Source organism: Agrococcus baldri, assembly GCA_900114805.1.
Classification (GTDB): Bacteria; Actinomycetota; Actinomycetes; order Actinomycetales; family Microbacteriaceae; genus Agrococcus; species Agrococcus baldri.
The window spans coordinates 590110-615174 of sequence record FOZN01000003.1 but is presented as its reverse complement, the minus strand read 5'-3'; the positions used below and the strand labels follow the sequence as shown (position 1 = coordinate 615174).

Below are 25065 nucleotides of genomic sequence, written 5' to 3'. Positions count from 1 at the left end.
TCTATCGAGAAGCGCCTCGCAGCGCTGCTTCGATCTGCTCCGGCGTGGGCGCTCCGGCGAATCCGCTTTCCGTCGAGTAGACGCGGCACGCGAGCGAGCGGACCGGTGCGGTCGGGAACAGGTCGACGCCGTCGACGAGGAGCGTGGGTGATCCTCCGAACGGAGAATTCGTCGCTTCGGCCTCGGTCCGGATGGCTACCAGTTCGACGGCCACGTCCACAAATCCGATAGCGTCCAGCGCAGCACGCGCGTTGGCTTCGGCGATGTCCGTGTTCGGGCAGTCGAGGATGTGCAACAGTTCGACCTTCATGCGATCCGCTCTTTTCGGGTCCGAGCCGCGCGGAGCCCGTTGAGGATGACGACGACCTCGGCGATCTCGTGCACCAGCACCACCGCGGCCAGCCCCAGCACGCCGAACAGGGCCAGCGGGAGCAGGGCGGCGATGATCAGCAGCGACAGGATGATGTTCTGGTTGATGATGCGCCTGCCGCGACGGGCATGGTCGAACGCGCGCGGCAGCAGCCGGAGGTCGTGGCCGGTGAAGGCGACGTCGGCGGACTCGATCGCGGCGTCGGAGCCGGTCGCGCCCATCGCGATGCCGATGTCCGCGGCGGCCAAGGCGGGGGCGTCGTTGATGCCATCGCCGATCATCGCGACCGAACCCTTCGCACCGAGCTCTGCGATCGCGGCGGCCTTGTCCTCCGGACGCAGCTCGGCGCGCACGTCGTCGATCCCGGCCTGCGCGGCCAGCGCCTGGGCGGTGCGGGCGTTGTCACCGGTGAGCATCGTCACCCCGACGCCCTGGGCGGCGAGGGTGCGGACCACCTCTGGGACCTCGGGGCGCAGCTCGTCGCGGACACCGACCGCGGCGACCGGGGCGTCGTCGCGGTGCACGATCACGACGGTCATGCCCTGCTCCTCCAAGCCCTCCACCTGGTCGGTGAGGGTTCCGGCGTCGAGCCAGCGGGGGCTGCCGACTGTGACCCTGGCCCCGTCGATCCTGCCTTCGATGCCGTGCCCGGCCTGCTCGGTGACCTCCAGGGCGGCGGGAGCTCCGGGGGCGGCGGCGGTGATCGCGGCGGCCAGCGGGTGGGTGCTGTGCTGCTCCAGCGACGCCGCCCAGGCCAGGGCTTGCGCCTCGGTCACGCCCTCGGTGGTGAGGACGGCGGTGACGGCGGGCTCGTTGCGGGTGAGGGTGCCGGTCTTGTCGACGGCGACGTGGCGGATCACGCCGAACCGTTCGAACACGGCACCGGATTTGATGATCACGCCGAACTTGCTCGCCGAGCCGATCGCGGCGACGACGGTCAGCGGGACGGAGATCGCCAGCGCGCACGGCGACGCGGCGACGAGCACCACGAGGGCGCGGGTGATCCACAGCTCCGGGTCGCCCAGCAGCGAGCCGATGATCGCGACAAGGGCAGCGAGGATCAGCACGCCGGGCACGAGCGGCCGGGCGATGCGGTCGGCCAGGCGGGCACGGTCCCCCTTCTCGGCCTGCGCCTGCTCGACCAGCTCCACGATCGTGGTCAGCGAGTTGTCCGTGCCCGCCGCGGTCGTCTCGACCTCCAGGGCACCGGCGGTGTTGATCGCCCCGGCCGACACCGCGTCGCCGGGCTCGACCTCCACCGGGATCGACTCCCCGGTGATCGCCGAGGTGTCCAGGCTCGACCGGCCCGTGCGGACGATCCCGTCGGTCGCGATCCGCTCACCGGGACGCACGAGCATCAGCTGACCAACGGCCAGATCCTTCGCGGCGACCTCCACGGACGCGCCATCCCGCCGGATGGTCGCGGTCTCCGGGACCAGCTTGAGCAGCGCCCGCAGCCCGCCACGGGCGCGGTCCATCGCCTTGTCCTCCAGCGCCTCGGCGATGGAGTACAGGAACGCCAAGGCGGCGGCCTCCTCGACGTAGCCGAGGATGACCGCGCCCACCGCGCTGATCGTCATCAGCAGCCCGATGCCCAGCTTGCCCTTGAAGAGCTTGCGGATCGCGCCGGGCGTGAACGTCGACGCACCCAGCAGCAGGCCGATCCAGAACGCCACCAGCGCCGGGACCTCCGCACCCGTCCATTCCAGGACCAGGCCCGTGCCGAAGGCGACGCCGGAGAACACCGGGACCATGATCCCGCGATCGCGCCACCACGGACGCTCCCGCTCCTCCTCGGCCTCCTCGCCGACCCGGGTCTCCGGCTCGTCGCAGCCGCACGCCGCGCTCACGCGCCCGCTCCCGTCCCGCAGCAGCCCGGCACCGTGCACTCGGCATCCAAGCACGGCGCGTGCTCGTCCACGGCCAGCGTCACGTCCACCAGCGCCGTGAGCGCCGCCGCGAGGTGCGGGTCGGCGATCTCGTAGCGCGTCTGCCGACCCTCGGGCTCGGCGACCACGATCCCGCAGTCGCGCAGACAGGTCAGATGGTTCGACACGTTCGACCGGGTCAGCTCCAGCTCGCGCGAGAGCACGGCCGGGTAGCTCGGGCCGTCCAGCAGGGTCATCAGGATCCGGGAGCGCGTCGGGTCCGCCATGGCCCGGCCCAGCCGGTTCATGACGTCGAGACGCGAAGCAATAGTCAGCATACGCTGAACTATACAGTGAATGCTGACCTATTGTCGGCTCCGATGACCTCAACCTCGACTATGAACGCCACGCGGCGGGAGGAGTGGCTGCTCCGCGCAGGCCCTCGTCCACGCGCTGGCGATCATCAGGGCCGTCCCGACTGCAGCCAGGGCGGTCAGGACGGCGAATGCCCTCGCGTAGCTCCCGGTCACCTCGGCGAGGACGGCCCCGGCGAACGGGGCGAGGGCGGCGGCCAGCAGGACCGGGAGGCCGAGGACGCCGGAGAGGTGGCCGTAGGCGCGCTCTCCCCAGCGGTCGGTGATCGCGGTCGCCTGCAGCAGCGTGGCGATCCCGCGGCCGATTCCGGCGAGCATCGACGCCGCGATCAGCAGGCCCACCGGGCCCGGCACCACGGCCAGGACCAGCGTGCTCGCAGTCACCAGGATGAACACGGCGGCGGTGCGCGCGGTCAGCGAGGCCCGGTGCGCCAGGCCGGTGTAGACGAGGCGTCCGGCGACCTGGCCGACGCCCCCGAGGCCGAGCACCCAGGCTGCGGCCCGGGCGTCGAGGCCGCGCTCGAGCATGAGCGGGACCAGGGCCAGCAGGCCCGTGTACATGGCCAGCGACGCCGCGGTCAAACCGCCCGTGAGCAGCCAGAACCGCGCGCTGCGCAGGACCGCGACGGCATGGGCGCTGTCGGCGGCGGGCGCGTCGCGATGCCCGCGCGCGGGCCAGGGGCGTCGCAGCAGGAGCCAGTGGGCCGGCACTGTGACGACGGCGAGGGTGGCTGCCGCCCACAGGTAGGTCGCCCGCCGGCCCAGCTGCTCGCCCGCGACCGCCGTCAGCGGCGCGAAGACCGTACTGGCCAGGCCCGCGACGAGCGCGAGCGTGGCCAGCGCCCCGAGACGGCGTGCGTCGAACCAGCCGGTGACCGCGGCGAACGCCGGCGGGTAGAGCACCCCGGCTATCGCGGCCCCGGCGAGCACCCACCCGGCGACGAAGACCGGCAGGCTCCCTGCCGTGCCGATCACCACGAGAGCCAGGACTCCAAGGACCGACCCGACCGTCATGACCAGCCGCGGTCCGCGCCGGTCGATGACGCGGCCGACCGGGACCCCGACCAGCGCCGAGACCACCAGTGCCGCCGAGAACGCCGAGGTGACGGCCATCGAGGACCAACCGGTGTCGGCGCTGATCCGTGGCGCGAGCACCGGAAAGGCGTAGTAGAGCAGCCCCAGGAGACGATCTCGGTCACGCACAGCGCCGCCAGCACCGCTCCCAGCGATGGGCGGGGTCCGGGCTCAGGCAACGGCGGCACCCCGCGGCAGCCTGGTCAGGGCGTCGACGACGTGCCGGGCGTCGCGGTGCACCCCGCGCAGCGTGTTCGAGGAGAACGACCGCTGGAACTCCACACCGAGGAAGCCCAGCCCCGGCAGCGCGGTCGAGACACCGCGGTCGTGCCGGGGCCTGCCGGCCCCGTCGAGGACGCCAAGCGAGGTCAGGTAGGTCAGGTGCGGCCGGTAGCCGGTCGCGAAGATCACGGCGTCGACCTGCTCCCGGGAGACGTCAGGCCACACGACCCCGTCCGGGGACAACGCGGTGAACATGGGCCGCTGGTCGGGCCGGCCCGCCTCCAGCGCCCGCTTGTACGTGTCGGTCCCGATCACCGGGGTGCCGGTGACGAGCCGTTCGAGGACCGATGGCGGGAGCAGGTCGGCGCGCGTGAGGCGCAGCCACCAGTGCAGGTCGCGTCCGGCGATCATCTGCGGCGCGAACCGCACCCGGTCCCGCACCGCCAGCGACGTCTCCGCGTGCTCGGCGAGCTCGTGGGCCACCTGCACGGCGGAGTTGCCCGCCCCGACGACCACGACCCGCTGCCCGGCGAACTCCTCCGGCGACCGGTAGTCGGCCACATGCAGAACCCGCCCCTCGAATGCCCCCCTGCCGGGGATCGCCGGCACGTGGGGATTGCCGAACGAACCGGAAGCGGCGATGAGCGCGTCACCGACCAGGCTGCTCCCGTCAGCCAACTCCACCGTGAACGCCGGCCCGTCGGCGGTGACGTCGACGACGCGGGCATTGGTCCGGACCTCGACGCCGAGCCGGTCGGCGTATCCGCGCAGGTACTCGACGACCTCGTCGCGGCCCGGGTAGCCGTCCGGGTCGCCGGGGAACGGGTACCCGGGGAAGGAACTGAACCGGCGTGGGGAGAACAGGCGCAGGCTGTCGTAGTAGCGCGGCCAGGACCCGACCGGCTCGTCACCGGCCTCCAGGACGACCGGTTCCCAGCCCCGGACGCGTCCGGTGCGGGCTGCGGCGAGGCCGGACTGCCCGCCGCCGACGATCAGCAGGCGGCCCCGGCTCATCTCGTGGTCCTCGCGCCGATCTGGACCAGCTGCGGCGCGGGCGCGCAGCACGAGTCCGAGGCCGCCTGATCGTCCGGGGCGTCGAACAGGCCAGACCCGCCACACACCCCTGTGTCCGGCAGGACGAGGTCGACGCGCGCGGCCGCCTCACGGTCGCCGGCGATCGCCGCGACGACGCTGCGGACCTGCTCGAACCCGGTCAGAGCCAGGAACGTCGGCGCCCGCCCGTACGACTTCGCCCCCACGATGTAGAAGCCCGGCTCCGGGTGTGCGAGGTCCGCCGCTCCCGTGGCACGGACGGAGCCGCACGAATGCAGGTTCGGGTCCACCTCGACAGCGACCTTCGCCGGAGCCTGCAACCGCATGTCGAGATCGAGCCGGATCTCGGACAGGAACGACAGGTCAGGCCGGAACCCGGTCGCGACGAACACGCGCGATGCCGGTTCCAAACGGCGGCCGTCCTCCGCGAGGAGCACAGCCTGCCCGTCCTCGACCGCCACCTCTTCGGTACGGAACCCGGTGACGAGATCCACAAGCCCGTCCTCGACCGCCTTCTTCGCCCGCTGACCCAGCGCACCGCGCTCGGGCAGTTCGTCCCCGCTCCCGCCGCCGAACGTATTGCCGACCGTGCCGCGGCGCAGCACCCAGCTGATCCGCGTCCCCGGCACCCGCTTCGCTACCCGCGACAGTATCCCGATCGTCGTCGCCGCAGAATGACCGTTGCCGACCACCACCACATGCTGACCAGCCAAACCCAGGGCATCCTCGATCGCGGGCATGCGATGCTCCACCAGCCCCGCATGGACTGCAGCCTCCTCACCGAGCGCGGGGAGACCGTCAGCACCCGCGGGACTCCGGGTGTACCAGGTGCCCGACGCGTCGATCACCGCGTCGGTCTCGATCCGCTCCTGCCCACCATCCGTGCGGCGGACGTGCACGACGAACGGCTGCTCCGCTCGCCCGGCATCGACCGCGAGATCCCGCCCCTTGCGCGCCGCTCCGACCACACGAGCCCCATACCGGACCCGGTCGCCCAGCGCGTCCGCAAGCGGGGCGAGATACCCCTCGATCCACTGCGCCCCGGTCGGATAGCCTTTCTCCGGCGCCACCCACCCCGTCGGCTCCAGCAGGCGACGAGACGCCGCATCGGTGAGCTCCGTCCACGGCGAGAACAGCCGCACATGCCCCCACTCCGCAACAGCTGCCCCCGGACCATCACCGGCCTCCAGCACGAGCGGGTTCAATCCGCGTTCCAGTAGATGCGCGGCCGCTGCGAGCCCCTGCGGGCCTGCACCGATAACGACGACGGAAACCATACCCAACCTCCATACATTGACGTTCTTCAATATGAGCAAGCCTGCCTCACGTATCGACAGATGTCAATGCGTAGGGCAGAATGGAGCCATGAACACCCCCGCGACCATCGAGAGCACCCCCGAAGCCTCGACCTGTTGCATCCCGGGGCAACCGCTCGACGATGCGACCGCACAGCAGCTCGCCCGGGTGTTCAAAGCGCTCGGCGACCCCACCCGGGTCAAGCTCATGGCGATGATCGTCGGCAGCAGCGAGGGCGAGATGTGCGTGTGCGACCTCACCGAACCCGTCGGACTGTCGCAGCCGACCGTGTCACACCACATGAAGCTCCTTGTCGAAGCCGGACTCGTGACCCGCGAGCAACGCGGTAAGTGGGCCTACTACCAGCCCACAACCGACACGCTCGCCACTGCCGCGCGGGCGTTCCTCTCCTGATGCCAGAGTCCCGGTTCCGGCCGATGGTCGAGTCCGACTGGCCCGAGGTCGCGAGCATCTACCAAGCCGGGATCGCCACCGGGCACGCCACCTTCGAAGCTGTGCCGCCCGCGAACTGGGCCGCGTTCATCACTTGCAAACGCTCCGAGCTGAGCCTGGTAGCCCTCGACTCCGCAGATCGGGTCAACGGATGGGTTGCCGCGGCCCCCACCTCAACGCGGACCGCCTATGCGGGCGTCGTCGAACACTCGATCTACATCCACCCGGATGCTGCAGGACAGGGCGTCGGCTCCAGGCTCCTGGCCGCATTCCTCGCCGTCGCCGACCACGCGGGCATCTGGACGGTCCAGTCCTCAATCTTCCCCGAGAACACCGCAAGCCTGCGTCTCCACGAGCGCGCCGGATTCCGCACCGTCGGCAGACGAGAACGCATCGCCCGCATGGACTACGGGCCGCACGCCGGCCGCTGGCGCGACACCATCCTCGTCGAACGCCGCACCCCTGCTGATCCCGCAGGAAACCACGCTGAGGTTGCATCTTCCGTGAACATGCACACTCACACCTGCCCCAGCGACCTCTCAACCCGCATCTTCACGCCAAATCGACTTCAGGATTCCTGAACTTGCGGGGAATTCAGCCCATGCGGGCGGTGGTGTCGAACAGTTCCAGCTCAGCAGGGTGCAGCTGGTGCTGAACGACGAACGCGCGTTCCTTGATCCGCCACAGCGCCTGCCCCGTCCCAAGCGTGGGCAGCAGCGATCGTTCGGTGCTGGTCAGGCCGAGGGACTTGGCGGTGGTGCCGAGCTGGTCGGATTCCTGCCGCAGGATGATCCTGGTCTCCGCGTTCGCGAGCAGCGAGTTCGCCAGCGCGCGCATAGCCGAGCCTTCGTCGCCGACGTTTTCCATGTCGGAGAGTTTGTGGAAGATGAGGGCGTTACTGATGCCGTAGGCGCGGGCGAGCCGCCAGTGCGCATCCATCCGCTTCAGCAGTGCCGGTTGGGACATGAGCCGCCAGGCCTCGTCGTAGATGCACCACCGCTGCCCGCCCGCCGGGTCCAGGAGCGCTGCTTCCATCCACGCGCTGGAGCAGGTCATCAGCACCGAGATCAGCGTGCTGTTCTCCGTCACGCGCGACAGGTCGAGCGACACCATCGGCAGGGTCGGGTCGAACTGCTCAGTCGACGGCCCGTCGAACAAGCCGGACAGGTCGCCGCCGACGAGGCGGCGCAGCGCGTGCCCGACCATCCGCCCGTCCTCCGCCAACCGGCCATCGGGATCATCCGAGGGGTTGAGAAGGTGATCGACGATCATCGGCAGGATCGGCACGGTGTTCTCCCGCACCGTCGCCGACAGGGCCGTGTCGATAGCGGTGTGCTCCAACGGGCTCATCGGCCTCGTCAGCACCGTCTCAGTGAGCGCACCGATGAGGTCGCGCCGGCGGGAGGCAACCATCGACGCCCACTCAGCATCCGACAACCCGGAGGGCCGATACCCCTCATCGAGCGGGTTCAGGCGGGTGCGCAGCCCGTGGCCGAGCACGATCGCCCGACCGCCGACCGCCTCAGCGACCGCGGTGTGTTCGCCTTTCGGATCGCCGGGGACGTAGACGCGGCGTCCGAACGGCAACGACCGCGTGTACAGGGACTTGATCAACGATGATTTGCCGGAGCCGACGATGCCGGCGATGACGAGGTTCGGGGCCGTGATCACGCCGCGCTGGTACAGCACCCACGGGTCGTACACGAACGAGCCGCCAGAGTACAGGTCCTGCCCCACGAACACCCCAGCAGCGCCGAGGCCACCTTCGGCGAGGAACGGATACTGCGCCCCGAGGGTGGCGGAGGTGTCCTGATGCCGCGGCACCCGGAACCGGCCCGGCGACCGCAGCGCCGCCGGCCCTGCTTCGCCTGCCCGAGGCAGGTACTGTTGCGCACGCCGTTCGGCACGCTCAGCTTCTGCTTTCGCTTTCGCGGTGGCCATCTCGCGTTGGCGGCGGTTGGCCTGCAGCTTCGCGGCGGCTTGCCGGCGCTGCTTGCGCAGCCGGCGGCGTTCCGCGGCGGGGGCGACGAGGACGGAGGTGTGCAGGGTTTCCCGCTCGGTCCGGGTCACCGTCCCAGCCCCCGCTCCCGCTTGACCGCCTCGACACCCGGATGAGCAAACCACGACGCTCCGCCCGTCCGGCCGGATTCCTTCCGCTCCCGAGACGGCGCAGCGGTGCCGGGAGACGAATAGGACACCAGCAGCTCCGGACCGCTGCGCCCCGCACCCCGGGACCGCGACGGATGGGCGGTGGTGTCGTGGCGGTACAGGGCGAACTCGCGGCGGGCCGTGTCGACGGTGAGCGCGTACTTCCCGGATTCGAGCATCTGGACGCCAGGGGCGGTCGGGAGCACGTCGAGTATCGGCCCGTCGTCGCCGTGGTCCCACTGGGCGAGGTGATCGATCGCATCGACATGCCCGAGCGTGGTGAGGATGCCGAACACCCGATCCGCCGCCGCCCCGGTCACCCGCGTCACCTCCACCCACCGCACCGGAGCCGCCGCACCGGTGGCCGCGTCGCCGTCGAGCGGACCGATGCCGCCGACCGCCGCGGACCCCGGCACCGGGCTGGTGTCGAGGCGGTCCTTGGCGGGGATGGTGTGCTGCCGGTACAGGGCGACATGCCCCATCGACGGGTTGTAGACCATCCGATACCCCGCAACGGTGGCGTCCAGGTCCAACGGGCCGGTCGGGAGCTGGTCGAGGTCGTAAACGTGCCCGTTCTCCATCGCCGCACCGGTGGTCTCCTCCCCGTAGTCCCACCCCTTCAGATGGTCGAGTCCAGCGTCGATGCCGTCCCGGTCGATGAGGTCGAGCACCTCGTCGGCGTCCTCGCCCTGGAGGAACACCACCGAGATCCACCGCCGCCCCGTATCAACCTGCGCCGCACCGGCAGTCGCTGCTGGCCAGGCGATACGGCCCGCGTATTGCGAGGCGGTGTCGAGACGGTCCTGCACACGGTCGAGGACGGTGGCGGCCTGGTGCAGCGCGTCAGCCGCATCCAGCGCGGTCGACGCACCGATCAGCGCGTTGCCGTCGTCATCGGATGCGTGCGTGTGGTGGGTGATGTGCGCGTTCGCGAGCTGGTCGAGCACCTGCCGCAACGACCGCACCCCGGAGATCAGGTCCCCGATCACCGGGTACAGGTCTTCGGGATGCTCGAAGCTGTGGCTGGCGTGTGCGAGACCCCGCAACGCTTCCGACGCCTCTGCGGCATAAGCGGCAGGATCGTAGAACGTGGGCATGATGCTCCTCCTCAACGGTGTATGCCCGGGAGGTGCGCCACCCACGTCGTTTGTCAGCCGTCCCATCTAGCGTTGACCGTGCGAACGAAGACCCTGTTGCCGAGAAGCATCATCAGACTCTGCGCCTATTCAAGCGGCGTGCCGAGGACATCTTCGGCTGCGAGCTGGCCCAGCGAGAGGACGCGCTCAAGCTTGGTCAGCAGTTCCACATGAACTTCGTGGTGGACAAGCGAACAGGCGCATCGGGAATTCGCGACTTCCGCCAGGTGATCGCGCCCAAGGAACAAGTGGCCTATGCGCTCGCGTTGATCCGGCCCCTGACGCTGACCAAGAAGGGCGACCGGCTCGCGTGGGTCACGGTGCTCACAGCGCTGGAGTTCTTCTGCCCGAGTGAGCGGGCGGATATTCGCCAGAAGCTCGATGAGCTCCGAGGATTCTGGACGAGCTACCCGGCGCGCCGGATGCGCATCATGCAGGGTCCAAGCGACCCCGCAGTCGATGGTCCTCGGGTCGATGCGTGGGACAACGAGATCGCCCGGAAGTTCCTCTATGGCGACCTCGTCCACGGCGACGACAACGCCGAGCTGCTCGATGCTCTTGGTGACGACCAGGTCGTGTTCTCCGCGAGCGCGATGGCAGCCGACGGCTTCATGCTCGTCAACAACACATACCAAGTCCTGCATTGGATTCGTCCCGACATTGCCCCGAACGATGCCCACTTCTCTCGGCGCCTCCACGAAGCCGGAACAGAATCAGACACGTCGGCATAGCGGCAGTGCGGCGGCGGTGAAGGCGGCGGCTTGCTGGCCGACGAGGCGGCGGGTTTCGCAGGAGGCTTGGATCGCGGCCTGTTCGATCTGTGACACTGCTGCATCCAAGTCCTCGATGGTGGGTGCGCTGATGGAGATGAGGCCGGTGACGCGCAGGAGGCCGTGGCCGGAGGTGAGGTCGGCTTCTTGCTGGAGGACGTCGGTGTATTCGGCGGTCTGGGAGGCGTCTTCGATCTGCCCGATCTTGCGCCGCTGCGCCGCATCCGAGATGTGCTCGACTTTCTTCTTGCGGATGTCGCGCACTGCCTGATCGGTCCGCAGCGGTGTGTAGAGCAGCGAGAACGCGCGTTGGATGCCGGTGGAGAGCAGGACCGGGGCGAGGAACCCGGGATACACCATGGAGCGGGGCCATTCGCTGATCCACAGCACCGCGTGATGCCCGGTGTCGGTGCGCAGCCCGGCCCAGGTCTCAGTGACCGCGACCGGGCCCGCGGTCGCGAGCGACTGGCCGAGTTCGCCGTGACGTTCCAGGGTAGGCGCGATCGCCGGGTCGTACGCCGACCGAAGAATGACGGCGATCTTTCCCGGGGTGAGCCACCCCGACGGGGCCAAATCGGCCGCGCGGAGGGCGGCGGTGAGCGTGCCCATCTCTTGCCGGAGCACGGCGGAGGCGCCGCGCAGGTGGCCGCCAGCGGTGCGGATCTGCCGCGCCGCGGCCTTCATATCCAACGACAGCGAGATTGTCGTCGCGTGGCGTTCCCCTGCCGGGCCGGCCCGGCCGATGAGCTCGGCGTAGGTGGTCGCCGCCCAGGAACCGTCGGCGGTGCCGTGTTCGGCCCACCATTCCGCGAGTCCGGTGCCGGAGTCTGGGAGGGTGCGTTCGAGGACTTGGAGGGTCGTGATCCGGCCCGACCGGCACACCGTCGCCAGGACCCGGCCCCAGGAGGTGACGCGGCGTTCCTGCTCGCCGGGGTCGAGGAGCACGAACGCCGGATGCGACACCTCACACACGACGGTCAGGGTGGCGTGGTGGGGGTCGTGGATCATGCCGGCCCCGGTCTCGGGGTCGGTGTATTCGCGCAGGCAGGCCATGTCGCCGGGCAGGGAGAGGGTGCCGGCGGGGCGTGGGGCGACGATCCGTCGCCGGTACAGCAGCTGCCCGCCGGTGGCCCGCCACCCCCACCACGCCACGACCGGGACCCATTCGACGACCGGACGGCCCGCGACGGGTATCCAGGTGAGCGCGGCGGAGAGCGCCCAGACGGGGGCGGTGTAGGCGATGAGCATCCCGCCGCCGGCGTAGAACGCAGCCACCAGGGTGAGGATGCCGATGCCGAGGGTGATCAGTTGGGTGGTGGACAGGCCGAGGATGATGCCGCGGCGGGAGAGCCGGGAAAATTTCACCGGCACCACCTCGCCGACGCTCCTGCTGGTTTCGGTGCTCACGTCGGTTCACTCCTTCCCGTAGTCGGGGGTCTCGTTGACCGGCCCGCCGGGTGGGGGCGGGTTCGGCGCGGAGGGTGCGTGCGGGGCCGGCGTCGCCGGTGGCGGGGTCTGCCCGGTTCCGTCGCTGGTGGGGGTGTTCTGGTTCGCGCCGGCGGCGGCGGCTTCGGCCTGCCCGCCGAACTCGGCCCCGGCTTCAGGGCCCGCGGTCGCGGCTTCCTTCACGACCTCCGCACCCAGCACCACCGCCACTGCCGGGCCAGCCGCCGCAGCACCACCCGCACCCGCGCCGGCTCCCGTGCCCGCACCTGCGGCAGGGGCAGCGCCTCCGCCGGGCGGTGGCGGAGGCGGCCCGCCACCGGCGCCGCCGCTCCCGCCGCCGGAAGGGCCGTCCCCGCCGTTGCCGTCGAGTACCTTCTTCGGCTGCCCGCCCTGCGGCTTGTTGGGCATTGGGACGGGCCGGTTCATGGCCTGTTTGGCGTCTTGCTCGGTGCCCATCTGGTTGTAGATGTCGAACCCGAGGAACGAGATCAGCCGGTAGACCATGTAGGGGGCGAACGCGGCGATCGCGAGCATCACGATCCCGGTGATCGGCTCGGTCACCGCCTGCAGGTCGGCCTCGATCGGGGTCGCCATCTGCGTGATCGCGATGAGGAACACCAGCACCAGCACCAGCTTGGACACGATCAGGGCGAGCAGGAACGCCGCCCACTTCCCGACCCATGACCGGGAGATGTCCCACGCGGACCCGGAGAACGCCAGCGGGGCGAGGATCACCACGATCAGGATCAGCGCCTTGCGGATCAGCAGGGAGAACCAGACGATCGCGACCGCGGCGATCATCAGCCCGGCCAGGAAGATGCTGATGATCGCGCCGACGCCGGGGGCGCTGATGTTGATCCCGGCCAGGCCGGCGGCGAGCAGGGCGATCTTGTCGCCCATCGTCTCGGTGGTCTCGCCGGCAGCTTGCACGATCCCGATACACAGCTGGTCGACGATCTCCATCGCGAGCGTCGTCAACGTGATCACCACGAAGCTGCCGAGGATCGCTTTGCCGGTGCCGAGGGCGGCACGGGTGAGGGCTCCGGGGTCGCGGCGGATGAGGCCGAGGATGAGCTGGAAGCAGAAGAACAGCAGCGTGACGAACACCGCGATCCCGAACACGAGGTTGTAGACCGACACGTAGCCGTCGCCGGTGAGATCGACCAGGGTGGTCGTGTCGAACACGGTCCACATGGTCTCGATCAGCCATCCGGCCGCCCCGCCGAGGGCCTGGGCGAGCCAGTCGAACGGCGCCGAGATCAACGACGCGGCGGCTTCACCGGCGGTGTCGCAGACCGTTGAGATGACGGGGATGTCGCACACGCCCATCACGACCCCCTCCCTTCCGAAGGCACGAGAAGAGAGACGGGTCAGACGGCCTGGCCGACGTTCCAGAAGAAGTTCACCAGCGTCACCGCGGCACCGCAGATCACCGCGGCACCGCAGGAGATCAGCACGCCGATCTTCCCGCGGCCCGACAGGTGCGGGTTGGAGGAGTTCGAGCCGTAGGCCCACACGATCGCCGAGACGATCAGGGCGAGCACGGCCAGGATCAGGCCGACGGTCATCACCGCGCCCACGATCGTGCGCAGCTGTTCGATACCGGGAAGACCGGTGCCATTGGGGTCGATGTCGATCACAGCAAAACTCCTCAAAACGCGGGCGGAAGGGTGTTCTGCTGGCCAGGTGCACACAGATGCCCGTGGGATGTCCGTGGCCGCCGATACGCTGAGGTCGTCGGGATCTAGGCGGTAAGGAGACGGGTTGAGCAACGAGTACAGCGAGGACTACCTCTCACGGCTCCGGGACGCTGTGGAGCGGTTCGAGGCCGCGTTCGAGGCGTGGATGGCGACGCAGGTCGAGTCGAGCCACATGGAGTCCCGCGGGCTCTTTCCGACGGTGTGGGCCAAGGAAGGACAGGACGCCGATGCTGTTCGTCGCCTTGAACTCGATGTCGCCGAGGCCGCTGGCCTGGCTGCGCGGGCCGTTGCCGTCACCGGGGCCTACATCGCGGTTGCCGGGCTCGGAATGATTGACCCGATCTCGAACTGGTCGTTCATGTCGGCACCGAAAGCCCCGCTCGCACCGCGCGATGTCCGCATGACCACGGCGAACGTCAAGGGCCGCCTCGACGCGATGATCATCGACTCGGCCGCCGGCACCGACTCCGACCTGCCGAAGTTCGCTCCCGCACAGTTCCATCAGGTCGTCTGGGCCGGCGCCGCTGCGCATTGGACGACGCATCAGTACCGCGTCGCAGTGCGTGAAGCCGCAGAAGGGTTGACGATCCACTGGAAGCAGAAACTGTGCCGCAACAACGTCGACGACAGTGTCTTCTGGCAGCAGACGCTCTCGCCAGGACAGGCGGAACCAGGGAAGCCGAAGCTTCGCTGGCCCGGTGAGGACGGCGACAAGACGGTTCGAAGCATACGTGGCGGACTGGAGCCTCTGGCGAAAGCACTCAACGGGCTCGCGACCGGCTTGAACCTCACGGTCCGCAACGTGACCACCCACACGCGGGCCGAACTGAGCGAGCAAGAGGCGATGGAACGCCTCGCCGCCTACAGCTACCTGGCACGCATTCTCGATCAGTGCACCATCGACCGTGGTGACGACTTCGAGCCGGAGTCAGAACCCGTCTAGAGTTGGCCGCCGAGGTCGATGAGCCAGTTCACCCAGGCGACGCCGGCGCCGGCGAGGACAGCAGCGCCGAGCGCGATGAGGACGCCGGCGCGGCCCTTCGTGGAGGCGGAGTAGTTGCCGGTGGAGGCGGCGATGGCCCAGATGATCGCGGAGACGATCATCATCAGCACGGCGACGATGAGCACGATCATCAGCGCCGCACCGATCACCTGCTTCAGATCACCGATACCGTCCAGGCCGCCGAAGTCAGGGAACACGTCCATCAGGCGGCCCCTGCTCTCACGGTGACGTGGAGGTGGTCGTAATGTCCGCCAGTCACGTCTCGCGGGTCGTGCATGCCGCCGCCGTTGTAGGGCCGCCACCCCTCAGCGTTGCGGGCGAGGGACCAGATTTCGCCTTGCCAGATCAGGTACTCGACGCCGAGGAGCTGGGCGTGTTCCTGCACCCAGTCCACGGTCTGCTGCCCCGCGGCCAGCTGCGCGGGGTTTGGGCGCTGGCCGATCTGGTTGCCGAAGGTGATGTCGCACGCCCGCCCCAGCGGGTGCTCCGATGTCGTGCCGGAGCGGGGTGAGTAGCAGGCCCAGCCGGTGTCGGGGAACGCGGCAGTCGCCTGTTGGTAGAGGTGGAGGGTGCGGGCGGTGATCTGCCCGTCGCTGGTGGGGTCATCGACGAGCTGGTCCGGGTTGCTGTCGTCGAACGGGTCCGGCGCGCCACCGGGCGCGGTGGTGCAGCCGTCGGGTGGGCCGGTGTCGGCTTCGGGGAGGTCGGCGGCGTCGTGGTCGTTGAGCCACTTCGCCGGGTCGATGGCTTCACTGTTGGTGCCGCCGGGGCGGACCTCGAAGTGCAGATGCGCGCCGGTGGACATGCCCGAAGAGCCGACGTCGCCGATGTGCTGCCCGGCGGTCACGGTGTCGCCGGGATTCACGTGGATGCCGTGCTCCCACATGTGCCCGTACGCGGTCGCGACGGTCTGCCCGTCGAGGTGGTGTTCGATGACGATGAGTCCGCCGTAGCCGCCGGAGAACTCGGCGACGGTGACGGTGCCGTCGGCCGCGGCGAGGATCGGGGTGCCGTCCGGGGCGGCGAGATCGAGGCCGGTGTGGAACCCTTCAGGGTCGCCGGTGATCGGGTGCACCCGCGGCCCGAAGTCGCTGGTCTTCACCCAGGTGCCCTCCGGAAGCGGGAACACCACCCGCGACGACCCTGTCGGCGCCGATGCGTTGAGCACCGGAACGGCACCGCTGCCGCTGCTGAGGGTCTCAAGGATGGTGGTCGCGACGGGCGCGTAGTTGTCGTACCGGTCGGGATAGTCGGACACTTCGACGGCCTGCGCGGCCTCGCCGTGGCCGAGCTGTTCCCAGCCGGGGATGTCGAGCAGTCCCCGCGGGGACGGGTAGTTCGGGCCGTCCAGGCCGCCGAAGAACGCCCGCACCTGGAACTCCGGGTCCATGAGCTCTTCGACGGTGCCCCACCCGGATTGCGGGCGCATCTGGAACAGACCCAGGCTGTCGTGATCTGAGCCGTCACCGTCGTTTGGGTAGTCGCCGGATTCGGGGTAGGTGCTGGTGTTCGCGAGCTGCTGCAGCGTGGACTCGGTCAGTGCGGCCATGAGTGCGATGTGCAGGCCGTCCCGGTTCACCCCGTCGATGCCGGAGCCGATCTCGATGATCGTCGCGGCATGGGTGAGCTGCTTTTTGTTCAGCGTGTACGTCTCCCCGTCGCGGGTGGTCACCGCCAACGAGTCGGGAACATCCCCGACGGTGACCCCGCCGTCGACCGTGCAGGAGGTTGTGGCGGCAGGATTCATCAGCAGCCCCACCGCGACGAGGCCGATCGTGGGGCCGAGCAGCAGGAGCAGGATCGCCGCGATCGCGAGTTTCTTCATCATCAGAGCACCGGCCGCCTACCGCAGCGGGTTATCCAGCTGCGACAGCCGCAGCACGTGACACCGGGCCGGTCGCTCATCACCCGTAGTCGTGTCCGGCTTTTCGCCCGGGCTGGGGCTGGGTGTGGGGTCGGGTGGGCAGCGCAGGAAGATCGTGAACGCGACTTCGTGCTCGCTGGTGACGGGTTCGCCGTTCCAGACGCCGTCGCGGTGCCGGGTGCCGTCGATCGTGTATGCGGTCGTGCCGGGGGCTAGCTGGCCCGGTCGCGCCTGCGCGACGGCGTCATCCCAGGCGTCGGGCACGGTCGCGGTGTCGATCGTGAGGTGCTGGGTCGTGCCGTACTCCCGCAGCCCGGTCCACGCGTCTCGGGTCGGCAGATACAAGGCGATGTCCGCGGCGAGGCCGGCCTGCTCTGTCCCGGTCGGGTCGCCGGCATCCAGGAGCACGGTCGTGTAGTCCAGCGGCATAAACCCCGAGCTGGTGTCCCAGGCAAACAATGCTTCGGCGAACCCGCGCGCGAACTCCTCCGGATCGCTGCTGTGCGGCACCGCCGGAATCCGGACCGGTGACGCGCCGCCATCTGGCGGTGCGGTCGCGGTGGCTCCGGGCTCTCCGGGGCTCGGTGTCGGGGCGGTGCGGGGGCCGGTGATCAGGCCGTAGATGCCGACCCAGGCCAGCAGCAGGAACACGACGCCGGCGGCGATGACGACGATCAGGCGGCGGCGCGGCGAGGGAGCATGTGAAGTCTTCATACCCGCCAGGTGCACGCGGACCGCCGAGCGGCGGCACGGCGGTGTGGTCAGAGGGCACGCAGATGCCGCACCCCGGCCCCGACATCGGCTGCCCCGTCAAGGGCAGCGTCGGAGTCGGCGTCGGGGGTTTCGAGGGCGGCACGGAGCCGGTCGGCGAACGCGACGCTGCCATCGACGACGGCAAGGAATGCGGTGACCTGTTCCGGCGTGAGCTCAGCGGCGAGGGTGTCGGCGTCGTAGTGGGTCCACCAGGAGTCGAGCTCGTCCCAGATGAGCACGAACCGTCGCGTCGGCCAGACCCCATCAAGCGGTGTGCTCGGCAGGGTCGGGGACTTCTTCTTGTTCTTCAACTTGCCCTGCTGCGCCCGGGCAAGCGCAGCCCTGGCGAGATCGTCCAGGTGCGCGTCACGGTCGGCGTGGTGCCGCTCGATCAAGGCGCGGGCGCGCTCGTAGGCGGGCTGCACCGGCCCGCCCTCCTCGATCGCGGCCAACTCATTGCCGAGTTGCTTGCGCACCGTGTCGGGCAGGGTCTCGTCGGCGGCGTGCTGTTGGAGGTAGCTGATCTTCTCCAAGGTCGTGTGCGAAGCACCGCCCGGGATCATGCCGGCAGCCTGCTGTCGCGACTTGCCGACCGGGCCCGCTGACGGGGGTGCAAAATTTGCACCCCCGTCAGTTCCCGGCTGATTCTCGGTGCTGAATCGGGTCGCTGTCTCACGCTGCTTCGCGTCCTCGGCCAGCAGGGTCTTCAACTCGCGGTAGAGGGTGGCGGCTTCGAGCTGGGTGAGGGGCTTGGCGAGGGTGTGGTCGTCGTGCTCGGCCAGCACATGCTCCAACTGGGTCGAGATCCCGGGCCGCACCCACACGTTGACGGTCCGCCAGCCGAGCTGTTTGATCGCGGCGAGTCGGCGCGCCCCGCAGACCAGCACCCCGGTCGGAGTGACGGTGATCGGCTGGAGCAGGCCGCGGTCGCGGATCGAGGTCACCAGGTCGTCGAGGTCACCGATCTCGGTGCGGTGCCGGGGCCCGACCTGGATCGAGTCGACGGTGCGTTCCATCTCCACGCTCATGACCACTCACCACCCTGCTCATTCCCGCATCCGGGATGGGGAGGCCAGGGCGATGGTGAGCACGAGGTCGTCATCGCGCAGCAGCAGCTCCAGGGTTTCGCCGATCAGCAGCCGCAGCAGCACGCCCCGGCCCGCGCTCGTGCCCGTGGCGGCGGGATTCGGGTTGCCGAGCAGCACCTTCAACAGCCCCGACCAGGACGTTTTCGGCAGGTCGAGGAGGTGGCGGGCGTACGTGTCGCGGCGCAGGTTCTCGAACGTCGTATGCCTCGCCCCGGTCCGGGCGAGCACGCCGCAGACGTGCTCGATGCTCTGCCGCGCCACCGGCTCCGCCCAGCCGAGGAGGACGAACAGCCGAACCGTCTCATCGACTGCGGCGGTCGCCGACGTCGACGCGACTGGCACCTCGACCGCACCGGGTTTGTCGAGATCGGGATCGGTGGCTGGTATCTGGAAGGCCGGGTGGTAGTCGGTGAGCGGGTTCTCCCGATCGGAGAATCGCTCGGCGTCGTGGAAGACCGACACGTGCGGACGCCGGGCTTGGTGCACCGAGCAAAGCAGGCCCTGGGCGCGGTCTTCGGCGATGCAGGTGATCTGCACCGCCCGCGTCACCACCGCCCACGGATCGTTCGCCCGACGCGCGGACGGGGTGCGCATCACATCGAACGCCGCTGATGCCGCCTCCCACGGGTCCAGATGATGCTTGCGGGCCAGAGCGGCGTACTTGTCGGCGGCGTACCGCATCAGCTCCTGCGCGACCGGATCACGTTCCCAGGCTCCGGCGCCGGCGGCGTGCAGCCGGGTCAGCAGGGCGCGCAGCCCGGCACTGGTCGTGAAATCCTCCGCCGCCCGTGGCGCTTCGGATGCTGCGTCAGCAGACCGTGCCGAGGTGGTCGGGTGCGGATCGTGGGTGTTCTGGGTGGATGTCATGGTGAGGGCACCTCCTGCACAGCAGGTGCGCACCTCGTCCCACGACTCCGGGCCCGTGATGGTGGACATGCTCATGCACCGCCATCAGCTCATCCCGACCGCATCGCGCTCGGCCCCCGACCTCCCGGCCGGGCCGCGCCCGAACGCCGTCACCGGCGGCAGCCGCCGCGCCCGCTCACCCAACCGCGACACCCCGACACGGATACCCGTACGGGCTTGCTCGGCCAGATGCGCCTGGAGATCGATCGCCGACCGCGCCACCCGTCCCGTCCCGCGGGCCAGCAGATCGGACGGGCGCACCCAATCCACACCCCGCGCCCTCGCCGCCATGCCATCCCCAGTGAGCACGGTGTCGGCGGTGTGGTGGTCGATGTCGGCGGCCTGGATCGCCTCCGGCACCAACCGTGCCTCCGCCGCCGGCTCCGCACGGGCGGCTTCGGCTGCCTCGGCAGCTGCGTTGGTTCGTGTGGTGTGCGGGTCGTGGTGTGACTCGTTCATGATGGTGCTCCTTCCGAGAGCGGCCCGGCCGGATCAGCCGGAGACGACGTGGCAGCCGTGGATGACGGCCGGGTATCGGTCAGGTGCGCGAACCATCGCCCCACCGTCGAGGGATGCACCCCGAGCTCGGCGGCGATCTTCTTGTTCGACCACTGCTCCTCCCGCAACGCGACCGCACGCTCCCGCCGCCCATCAGCGCCCTCCGATGCGGGCAACTCGACGGGCACCGGCGGGTCAGACTCGACCGGTACAGGAAGCGCCGTCGCCTGCTCCGGCTCCGGGATGGGCGGCGTCTCGGCCACGGCAGGCTCAGCAGTAGGAGCAGGAACAGCCGCCGGCGACACATCGAGCGCGTCCGCGGTGGCCCGTTCAGGGGCAGTGGAGCGGATGAGGACGACGGTGAGGTGGGTGGAAGCGAGCAGCACCAGCGGCGGCACCGCGGCGACAATGCCCGCGAGGACGCCGGGCACAGTCGCATCCGCGGCGACCAGAGCGTGTGCGGCGTTCGCCGTCACCGACACCAGGGCGCCGGCGATCAGCAGCGCCCACGGATACCACGCCGCCCGGTGCCGGTCGAGAGCGACGACCGCGACGGTCGCGACGACGATCAGCCCATCGACCAGCAGCGGCCACACCCACGCCTGCCCAACCGTGATCCCGGAGCGGGCAGCGAGGTCGGCCAACGCGATGAAGGACAGCCAGAACGCGCCGGCCGCGATCCCGATGGTGCCGGCCGCCGCCGAGACGACCGACCACCCCCACCGCTGCCGGCCGACCATCACAACCCCCGCACCCGAACTCGCGACGCCGCCGCCTCCAGCGCTGCGAACCGCGACGGCGAGGATACGGCCGACGTTGGGCTGCCTCGGGTACCACCGTGCACGGCCCGATAGGCGGAACGGATCGTGGTGACCGCTTCGCGTTCGCTCAACCCGGCGTGCCCGGCTGCGGCGGTGAGTACGTCGAGCGCATCGGAGGGAGCGACCTGGTGCTCGGCAAGCTTGCACGCCGCCCAGAACAGCCCGTGGTTGCGCTCGCCCTCCTGCCGCCGGGACACCCACGCCGCCAACCGCGACACCTCCGCCCCCGACCCCGCGACGGTGCGCGCAGGCCTGGTGGCCGGTGCTGGTCGGGGGTCGAGGAAGTCCCGCAACCGGGCCGCATCCACCGGGCTGCCCGGACTCGTCGCGAACGTCTCCACGACATACGGCACCGGGTTGCCGTTGATGATGCGGCGGGAGGGTGGGGCGATGATGTAGCCGCCGTCGCCGCGGAAGTCGATCCCGGCCCGGGCTGCCTGCCACGACCGCTGCGTCCCACCGTCAGAGGCTGGGTAGTAGGCGTGCATGCCGCCCGACGGCGACCTGGCGAGTACCTCCCACCCGTCCACGAAGCCGGCACGGTCGGCGCGAGCGAACTGGTCGTAGCCGTTGACGGGGCCGTGCACATCGACATCGACGACCACGACCCCGGAGACAGCACCGGTAGGGATGCCGATGTTCGCCTCCGGAGCCCGCCGCCACCAGGCCTCGACCTGCGCGAGGTTCGTGGTGGAGTCGCGGAATCCGCGTCCGTCACGGATCAGCGGACGCTTCCCGCCCGGGGCGCATGGGAACACCGGCACCCCCGCCGCTGCGAAGGCTCGCGCCGCCTCCGGAAGCGGCCACCGCTGATTCATTCCGCCGAGGACGGCCGTGAACGCGGTCTGCCCAGCCATCACAGCCCCCGCCCCACCGCGACTGCGGCCCGCTCCGGTTCCCGCGCAGGTGCCGGCGTGCTCCGCGACGGTGCGTCCTGCGCGGGTGCTGGTCGCTTGGTCTCGCGTGCTGGCGCGTCTTTGTCAAGGCCGGGTGGGATGCCGTCGCCCACCTGGATCGTGTCGAGCTGATCGAGAATCCCGGCAGCGGTCTTGCGGACTCGTTCGCCGGTGGCCTGCACGATCTCGACGGGCTCTTTCCCGTCGACGCGCGCCGCCCAGCTCGACACGTACGGGATCGTGTACTCGCTGGTGTCCATTCCGTGTGCAGCACCGATCATTAGTGCGACCGATTCGGCCTCGACCTCACCGATCCCGCGATGGGCCCGCGCATCCTCGGCGTCCGGGTCGTGCATCAGCACATGCGCGAGTTCGTGCGCGAGGGTCTTCACCCGCGCGACGGGGTCCATGTTCTCCCGCACGGCGACCTGCTTCGCTTCGAAGTCGGTCATCCCGTTCGCGCCGTGGATCATGCCCTCATGCGGCACCACCAGCAGCTCGAACCCCGCCGACCGCACCTGCGACGCCAGCCCCTCCCACAGGCCAGCCGGCGCCTCACCCACGAGCAGCTTCGGTGACGGTGGTTCCGGGATCGACTCACCGCTGGTCTGCGAGGCGTCCCACACGTAGGCGGGACGGACCCCGACCATGCGAGTGCGCACGACCTCACCCGGTTTCGGCTTCTCGCCCCGGTTCAGACGCCGCCACGACTCCGGGTCCGCCGGGTGCGATGAGGCGAACCGGCCGGTGACCGGGGCGAGGATCTGATACCCGCCCTGACCCTTCTCGACCTGACGCCCGAGCTGCTGCCACTGCTTGTACCCGGCGACATAGGTCGGGAACGGCTCCGGCACCCGCCCTTCGGCGAACGCAGCGGCGTGCTGCACCCAGATCAGCAGTGTGTTGTTGAACGACCGCGACCGGAACCGGGCCGCGAACCGGAGCGCGGCGGCCCAGTCATCACCGGTGACCAGCTGCTCGACCGCGCCGGTCAGACGGGCGTGCAGCTCGTCGAGCTTCGCTTCCCGCGCCTGGCGGGCTTCCTCCCTCGTCGCCATGATCCGGCCTCCTCCCGGCGGGACCGGCCACCACGATGGCGGTCGGTCCTGCACCTGCGAGGTGCGCCAGGAGAACCCGGAGTGTCGAGACGGTCAGCGAACAAAACGATCAGTAGGTTGGCCATCAGGAACGTCGTGTGCGCCTGACGTAGAACAACCGGATAGCAGCCCTGCCGAGCCCGCGGGCGAAGCCCCTGATGATGACGTCTATTACCCGGGCCCAGATGTCCCGTTCACGGGCATCCGCTGCATCTGCCGATACCGCGCCGGAGTGATCCCGGCATGCTCCCGGAACGCCTCCGTCGCACGATTGCGTGAGCGCCACCCGACCCGGCGACCAGCCTCCGCGATCGTCACGTCAGGCTCGCGCAACACTCGCGCCATCTCCTGCACGCGCAGCATCGTCAGATACGCCAACGGCGTCTTCCCGAATGCCTCCACGAACACGCGACCGAGCTGCTTCGAAGACAGGTGCACGCGAGCAGAGAGTTCGGGCAAGCTCCAGTCGTAGGCGATACGTCCGCGGAGCAGTTCCTCTACCTCGCGCGCTTCGGCGCGGAGCGGTGCGAACCGGCGATCCCGCGGCAACGTCGGCCGGATATGTGCTCGTTGGCTCGGGCCGGCCCGGTGCGGTGAGACGCGGATGAACGGTGCCACCTGGTCGATGATCGAGAACCAGAGAGCTTGAGCACGGTGGAACCGGTGACGCGCGATCCCGTCCGCGGTGAGGGCGACCAGCTCGTCCACCCAGGGCATGAGCATCCCGGCGCGGCCTTCACCGAGTCGCAGAATCTGCGCTGGTTCGGTGTAGATCGTGTCCGCAAGGGCTTGGGTGTCGAGGCGGTCGCACAGGAGGTCGGCGTGCTGCCAGAACAGTTGGTCGAGCACGTAGTCGGCGTCGGCGTAGATCGTTGAGACCGTGATGTGCTCTTCTGGCTCGGACCCGCACAGCGTGTTTGCGGCCAGCAGCACCACGTCGCCGACGTTGATCGGTCGTTCCCCGAATTCGCTGAACAGGATGGCGGACCCGTCGCGCACGACGATGAGTTTCACGCAGTCGTACGCGACGGGGCCGACGGGGCGGTGGATGGTGCGGGTGTTGGCGTGGATCGGCACGAACCTTGTTCCGGCGGGCCGTGCTCGTTCAGGCTGGCTCATGGTCTGCGATGGCCGGGGAGACTGAGCGACGTGCGTCGGTGAACGTGCATCCGGTCAGGAGTCCGCTGAGTCCGCGCGGGGTGATGCACGCGATCACCGTGGCCGGTTGCGTGCTAGTCGTGACCACAAAGAAACCCATGCCTCGACGTCCAGATCGCGTGGTAGACGAATTGCTGTTAGCGACAGGTCGCTGAGCGCTCGAGATACGTCGTTGCTTGGTGCTCCAGTTGACTGGGTGATGACCTGCGCGAGTGTGCGACCTTTGCCGGTAAAAGTCGCATACACGAAATTCTCGTAGCCCCGCCGTTCCTTTGAGGGCACGAGTGGTCTTTCGCGACGAGTCACGTGGAGGATGCCGCCGTCGACGCTGGGCTGCGGTGTGAAATGTTGGGCTGGTACGCGCCCGCACAACTCGAAGACATACCAGGGAGCAGCTTGCGCAGTCATCATTGTGCGTCCACCAATGCCTGCGCGCTTCCGAGCAACTTCCCACTGGGTCAGCAGGACCGCGTCATGCCAGGAGGATGCTTTGAGGAGGCGGCGCAGGATTGGTGTTGTGAGGCTGAAGGGGATGTTTCCGACTATCACGGGGAACTCAAGCGTGAAACGCAACGCGTCGGCTCGCTCGACTCGAATGGTAGAGAAGTTTTGCCGCAAACGCTTGACGTGTCGTTCGTCAACATCGATTGCGGTGAGCTCTCGTCCTAGTAGTGAGAGCTTTCGTGTGATAGCCCCATCGCCAGCACCGATCTCAAGAATGCCGCCCTTTGTTTCGCGAACGACAGCAACGAATCGATTGATGGTGTTGGGATTACGGAGGAAGTTTTGGCCGAGTTCATGGCGGCCACCATTGGTTGATTGAAATCGCATTTGAGCGCTCCAAGAAGCATGGGAATTGGAGCACCCGACGTCACAACGAACATTGAGAGAAGAGGAACGCGCGCGCGGATGCTAAGGACACTCCGAGCGATGGCGTAGACAATCTGGGTACCAAAAAGAGAAGCGCTCAGATCGCTACGAGCGACTGTCGCCTTTCCCAGAGAGCGCCATCAGCGCGCGAAAATCAATGTTCCCATGAGTGCCAGGCTATCCGACCCTCCGTCGAAACGC

The 25065-nt window shown here is 69.2% G+C and carries 26 protein-coding genes; 4 read left to right on the top strand and 22 right to left on the bottom strand.

Features of this window, described 5'->3' with window-relative positions; genetic code table 11:
• Window position 1: 1 nt before the first annotated feature.
• Genes BM288_RS11290 through BM288_RS11265 form a run of 6 tightly spaced genes read right to left on the bottom strand, consistent with a single transcriptional unit; the run spans window position 2 to window position 6238 of the window.
• A complete protein-coding gene (locus BM288_RS11290; RefSeq protein ID WP_013864598.1) occupies window positions 2-310 on the bottom strand; it encodes a hypothetical protein in 309 nt (102 codons plus the stop codon).
• Window positions 307-2220, bottom strand: coding sequence for a heavy metal translocating P-type ATPase (locus BM288_RS11285; protein ID WP_177220365.1), 1914 nt, complete (start codon window positions 2218-2220; stop codon window positions 307-309). The genes BM288_RS11290 and BM288_RS11285 overlap by 4 nt, the downstream gene beginning before the upstream one ends.
• Complete coding sequence (cmtR, locus tag BM288_RS11280) at window positions 2217-2576, bottom strand: Cd(II)/Pb(II)-sensing metalloregulatory transcriptional regulator CmtR (protein WP_092918851.1); 360 nt, start codon at window positions 2574-2576, stop codon at window positions 2217-2219. The genes BM288_RS11285 and cmtR overlap by 4 nt, the downstream gene beginning before the upstream one ends.
• Before the next feature lie 48 nt (window positions 2577-2624).
• Complete coding sequence (locus tag BM288_RS11275; protein WP_318255508.1) at window positions 2625-3815, bottom strand: MFS transporter; 1191 nt, start codon at window positions 3813-3815, stop codon at window positions 2625-2627.
• Between the two features lie 42 nt (window positions 3816-3857).
• Window positions 3858-4922, bottom strand: coding sequence for a flavin-containing monooxygenase (locus tag BM288_RS11270; protein WP_092919089.1), 1065 nt, complete (start codon window positions 4920-4922; stop codon window positions 3858-3860).
• A complete protein-coding gene (locus BM288_RS11265) occupies window positions 4919-6238 on the bottom strand; it encodes an FAD-dependent oxidoreductase (RefSeq protein ID WP_092918849.1) in 1320 nt (439 codons plus the stop codon). The genes BM288_RS11270 and BM288_RS11265 overlap by 4 nt, the downstream gene beginning before the upstream one ends.
• Before the next feature lie 88 nt (window positions 6239-6326).
• Between BM288_RS11265 and BM288_RS11260 the strand changes: the two genes are divergently transcribed.
• Window positions 6327-6671, top strand: coding sequence for an ArsR/SmtB family transcription factor (locus BM288_RS11260; protein ID WP_092918847.1), 345 nt, complete (start codon window positions 6327-6329; stop codon window positions 6669-6671).
• A 23-nt stretch (window positions 6672-6694) separates the two neighbouring features.
• Window positions 6695-7291: a GNAT family N-acetyltransferase gene (locus BM288_RS11255; RefSeq protein ID WP_092919088.1), complete on the top strand. Its 597-nt coding sequence runs from the start codon at window positions 6695-6697 to the stop codon at window positions 7289-7291.
• Between the two features lie 13 nt (window positions 7292-7304).
• Here BM288_RS11255 and BM288_RS11250 read toward each other — a convergent pair whose 3' ends face one another.
• Both BM288_RS11250 and BM288_RS11245 read right to left on the bottom strand, forming a co-directional pair.
• On the bottom strand, window positions 7305-8780 hold the full coding sequence (locus BM288_RS11250; RefSeq protein ID WP_092918845.1) for a TraC family protein: 1476 nt from the start codon (window positions 8778-8780) through the stop codon (window positions 7305-7307).
• Window positions 8777-9955, bottom strand: coding sequence for a hypothetical protein (locus tag BM288_RS11245; protein WP_092918843.1), 1179 nt, complete (start codon window positions 9953-9955; stop codon window positions 8777-8779). The genes BM288_RS11250 and BM288_RS11245 overlap by 4 nt, the downstream gene beginning before the upstream one ends.
• Before the next feature lie 32 nt (window positions 9956-9987).
• Here BM288_RS11245 and BM288_RS11240 point away from each other — a divergent pair, with 32 nt between their 5' ends.
• A complete protein-coding gene (locus tag BM288_RS11240) occupies window positions 9988-10725 on the top strand; it encodes a hypothetical protein (protein ID WP_143103097.1) in 738 nt (245 codons plus the stop codon).
• On the opposite strand, the gene BM288_RS11235 is transcribed toward BM288_RS11240, so the two are convergent.
• The 3 genes from BM288_RS11235 to BM288_RS11225 are packed head-to-tail and all read right to left on the bottom strand — an operon-like array spanning window position 10708 to window position 13850.
• Complete coding sequence (locus BM288_RS11235; protein ID WP_092918839.1) at window positions 10708-12171, bottom strand: SCO6880 family protein; 1464 nt, start codon at window positions 12169-12171, stop codon at window positions 10708-10710. The two genes, BM288_RS11240 and BM288_RS11235, sit on opposite strands and share 18 nt — an antisense overlap.
• A 6-nt stretch (window positions 12172-12177) precedes the next feature.
• Entirely contained in the window at window positions 12178-13539 is a 1362-nt protein-coding gene (locus BM288_RS11230) for a conjugal transfer protein TrbL (protein WP_092918837.1), read from the bottom strand.
• A 41-nt stretch (window positions 13540-13580) separates the two neighbouring features.
• On the bottom strand, window positions 13581-13850 hold the full coding sequence (locus tag BM288_RS11225) for a DUF6112 family protein (protein WP_092918835.1): 270 nt from the start codon (window positions 13848-13850) through the stop codon (window positions 13581-13583).
• Between the two features lie 124 nt (window positions 13851-13974).
• Here BM288_RS11225 and BM288_RS11220 point away from each other — a divergent pair, with 124 nt between their 5' ends.
• Window positions 13975-14853 (top strand): TIGR02391 family protein, encoded by an 879-nt coding sequence (locus tag BM288_RS11220; protein WP_318255507.1) that lies wholly within the window; start codon window positions 13975-13977, stop codon window positions 14851-14853.
• Here the strand turns inward: BM288_RS11220 and BM288_RS11215 are convergent.
• The 11 genes from BM288_RS11215 to erm form a co-directional block, all read right to left on the bottom strand.
• The gene (locus tag BM288_RS11215) at window positions 14850-15116 is read right to left on the bottom strand and encodes a DUF6112 family protein (protein ID WP_092918833.1); all 267 of its coding nucleotides are present in this window, start codon (window positions 15114-15116) and stop codon (window positions 14850-14852) included. The two genes, BM288_RS11220 and BM288_RS11215, sit on opposite strands and share 4 nt — an antisense overlap.
• The gene (locus BM288_RS11210) at window positions 15116-16741 is read right to left on the bottom strand and encodes a M23 family metallopeptidase (protein ID WP_092918831.1); all 1626 of its coding nucleotides are present in this window, start codon (window positions 16739-16741) and stop codon (window positions 15116-15118) included. Before BM288_RS11210 ends, BM288_RS11215 begins: the two co-directional genes overlap by 1 nt.
• A 15-nt stretch (window positions 16742-16756) precedes the next feature.
• Window positions 16757-17491, bottom strand: a complete 735-nt coding sequence (locus tag BM288_RS11205) for a hypothetical protein (RefSeq protein ID WP_092919086.1) — start codon at window positions 17489-17491, stop codon at window positions 16757-16759.
• A 47-nt stretch (window positions 17492-17538) separates the two neighbouring features.
• Window positions 17539-18546, bottom strand: a complete 1008-nt coding sequence (locus BM288_RS11200) for a ParB N-terminal domain-containing protein (RefSeq protein WP_318255506.1) — start codon at window positions 18544-18546, stop codon at window positions 17539-17541.
• Between the two features lie 30 nt (window positions 18547-18576).
• Window positions 18577-19485 (bottom strand): hypothetical protein, encoded by a 909-nt coding sequence (locus BM288_RS11195; protein ID WP_404799712.1) that lies wholly within the window; start codon window positions 19483-19485, stop codon window positions 18577-18579.
• An 84-nt stretch (window positions 19486-19569) separates the two neighbouring features.
• Window positions 19570-19983 carry a hypothetical protein gene (locus BM288_RS11190; protein WP_092918827.1) on the bottom strand — a complete coding sequence of 138 codons (414 nt, stop codon included), beginning with the start codon at window positions 19981-19983 and terminating at the stop codon, window positions 19570-19572.
• The gene (locus BM288_RS11185) at window positions 19980-20762 is read right to left on the bottom strand and encodes a DUF2637 domain-containing protein (RefSeq protein WP_092918825.1); all 783 of its coding nucleotides are present in this window, start codon (window positions 20760-20762) and stop codon (window positions 19980-19982) included. The genes BM288_RS11190 and BM288_RS11185 overlap by 4 nt, the downstream gene beginning before the upstream one ends.
• A complete protein-coding gene (locus BM288_RS11180) occupies window positions 20762-21700 on the bottom strand; it encodes a bifunctional DNA primase/polymerase (protein WP_092918823.1) in 939 nt (312 codons plus the stop codon). The genes BM288_RS11185 and BM288_RS11180 overlap by 1 nt, the downstream gene beginning before the upstream one ends.
• Window positions 21700-22797, bottom strand: coding sequence for an ArdC-like ssDNA-binding domain-containing protein (locus BM288_RS11175; protein ID WP_092918821.1), 1098 nt, complete (start codon window positions 22795-22797; stop codon window positions 21700-21702). The genes BM288_RS11180 and BM288_RS11175 overlap by 1 nt, the downstream gene beginning before the upstream one ends.
• 210 nt (window positions 22798-23007) lie before the next feature.
• On the bottom strand, window positions 23008-23913 hold the full coding sequence (locus BM288_RS11170) for a helix-turn-helix domain-containing protein (protein ID WP_318255505.1): 906 nt from the start codon (window positions 23911-23913) through the stop codon (window positions 23008-23010).
• A 135-nt stretch (window positions 23914-24048) separates the two neighbouring features.
• The gene (gene erm, locus BM288_RS11165) at window positions 24049-24825 is read right to left on the bottom strand and encodes a 23S ribosomal RNA methyltransferase Erm (protein WP_092918817.1); all 777 of its coding nucleotides are present in this window, start codon (window positions 24823-24825) and stop codon (window positions 24049-24051) included.
• Window positions 24826-25065: the final 240 nt, after the last annotated feature.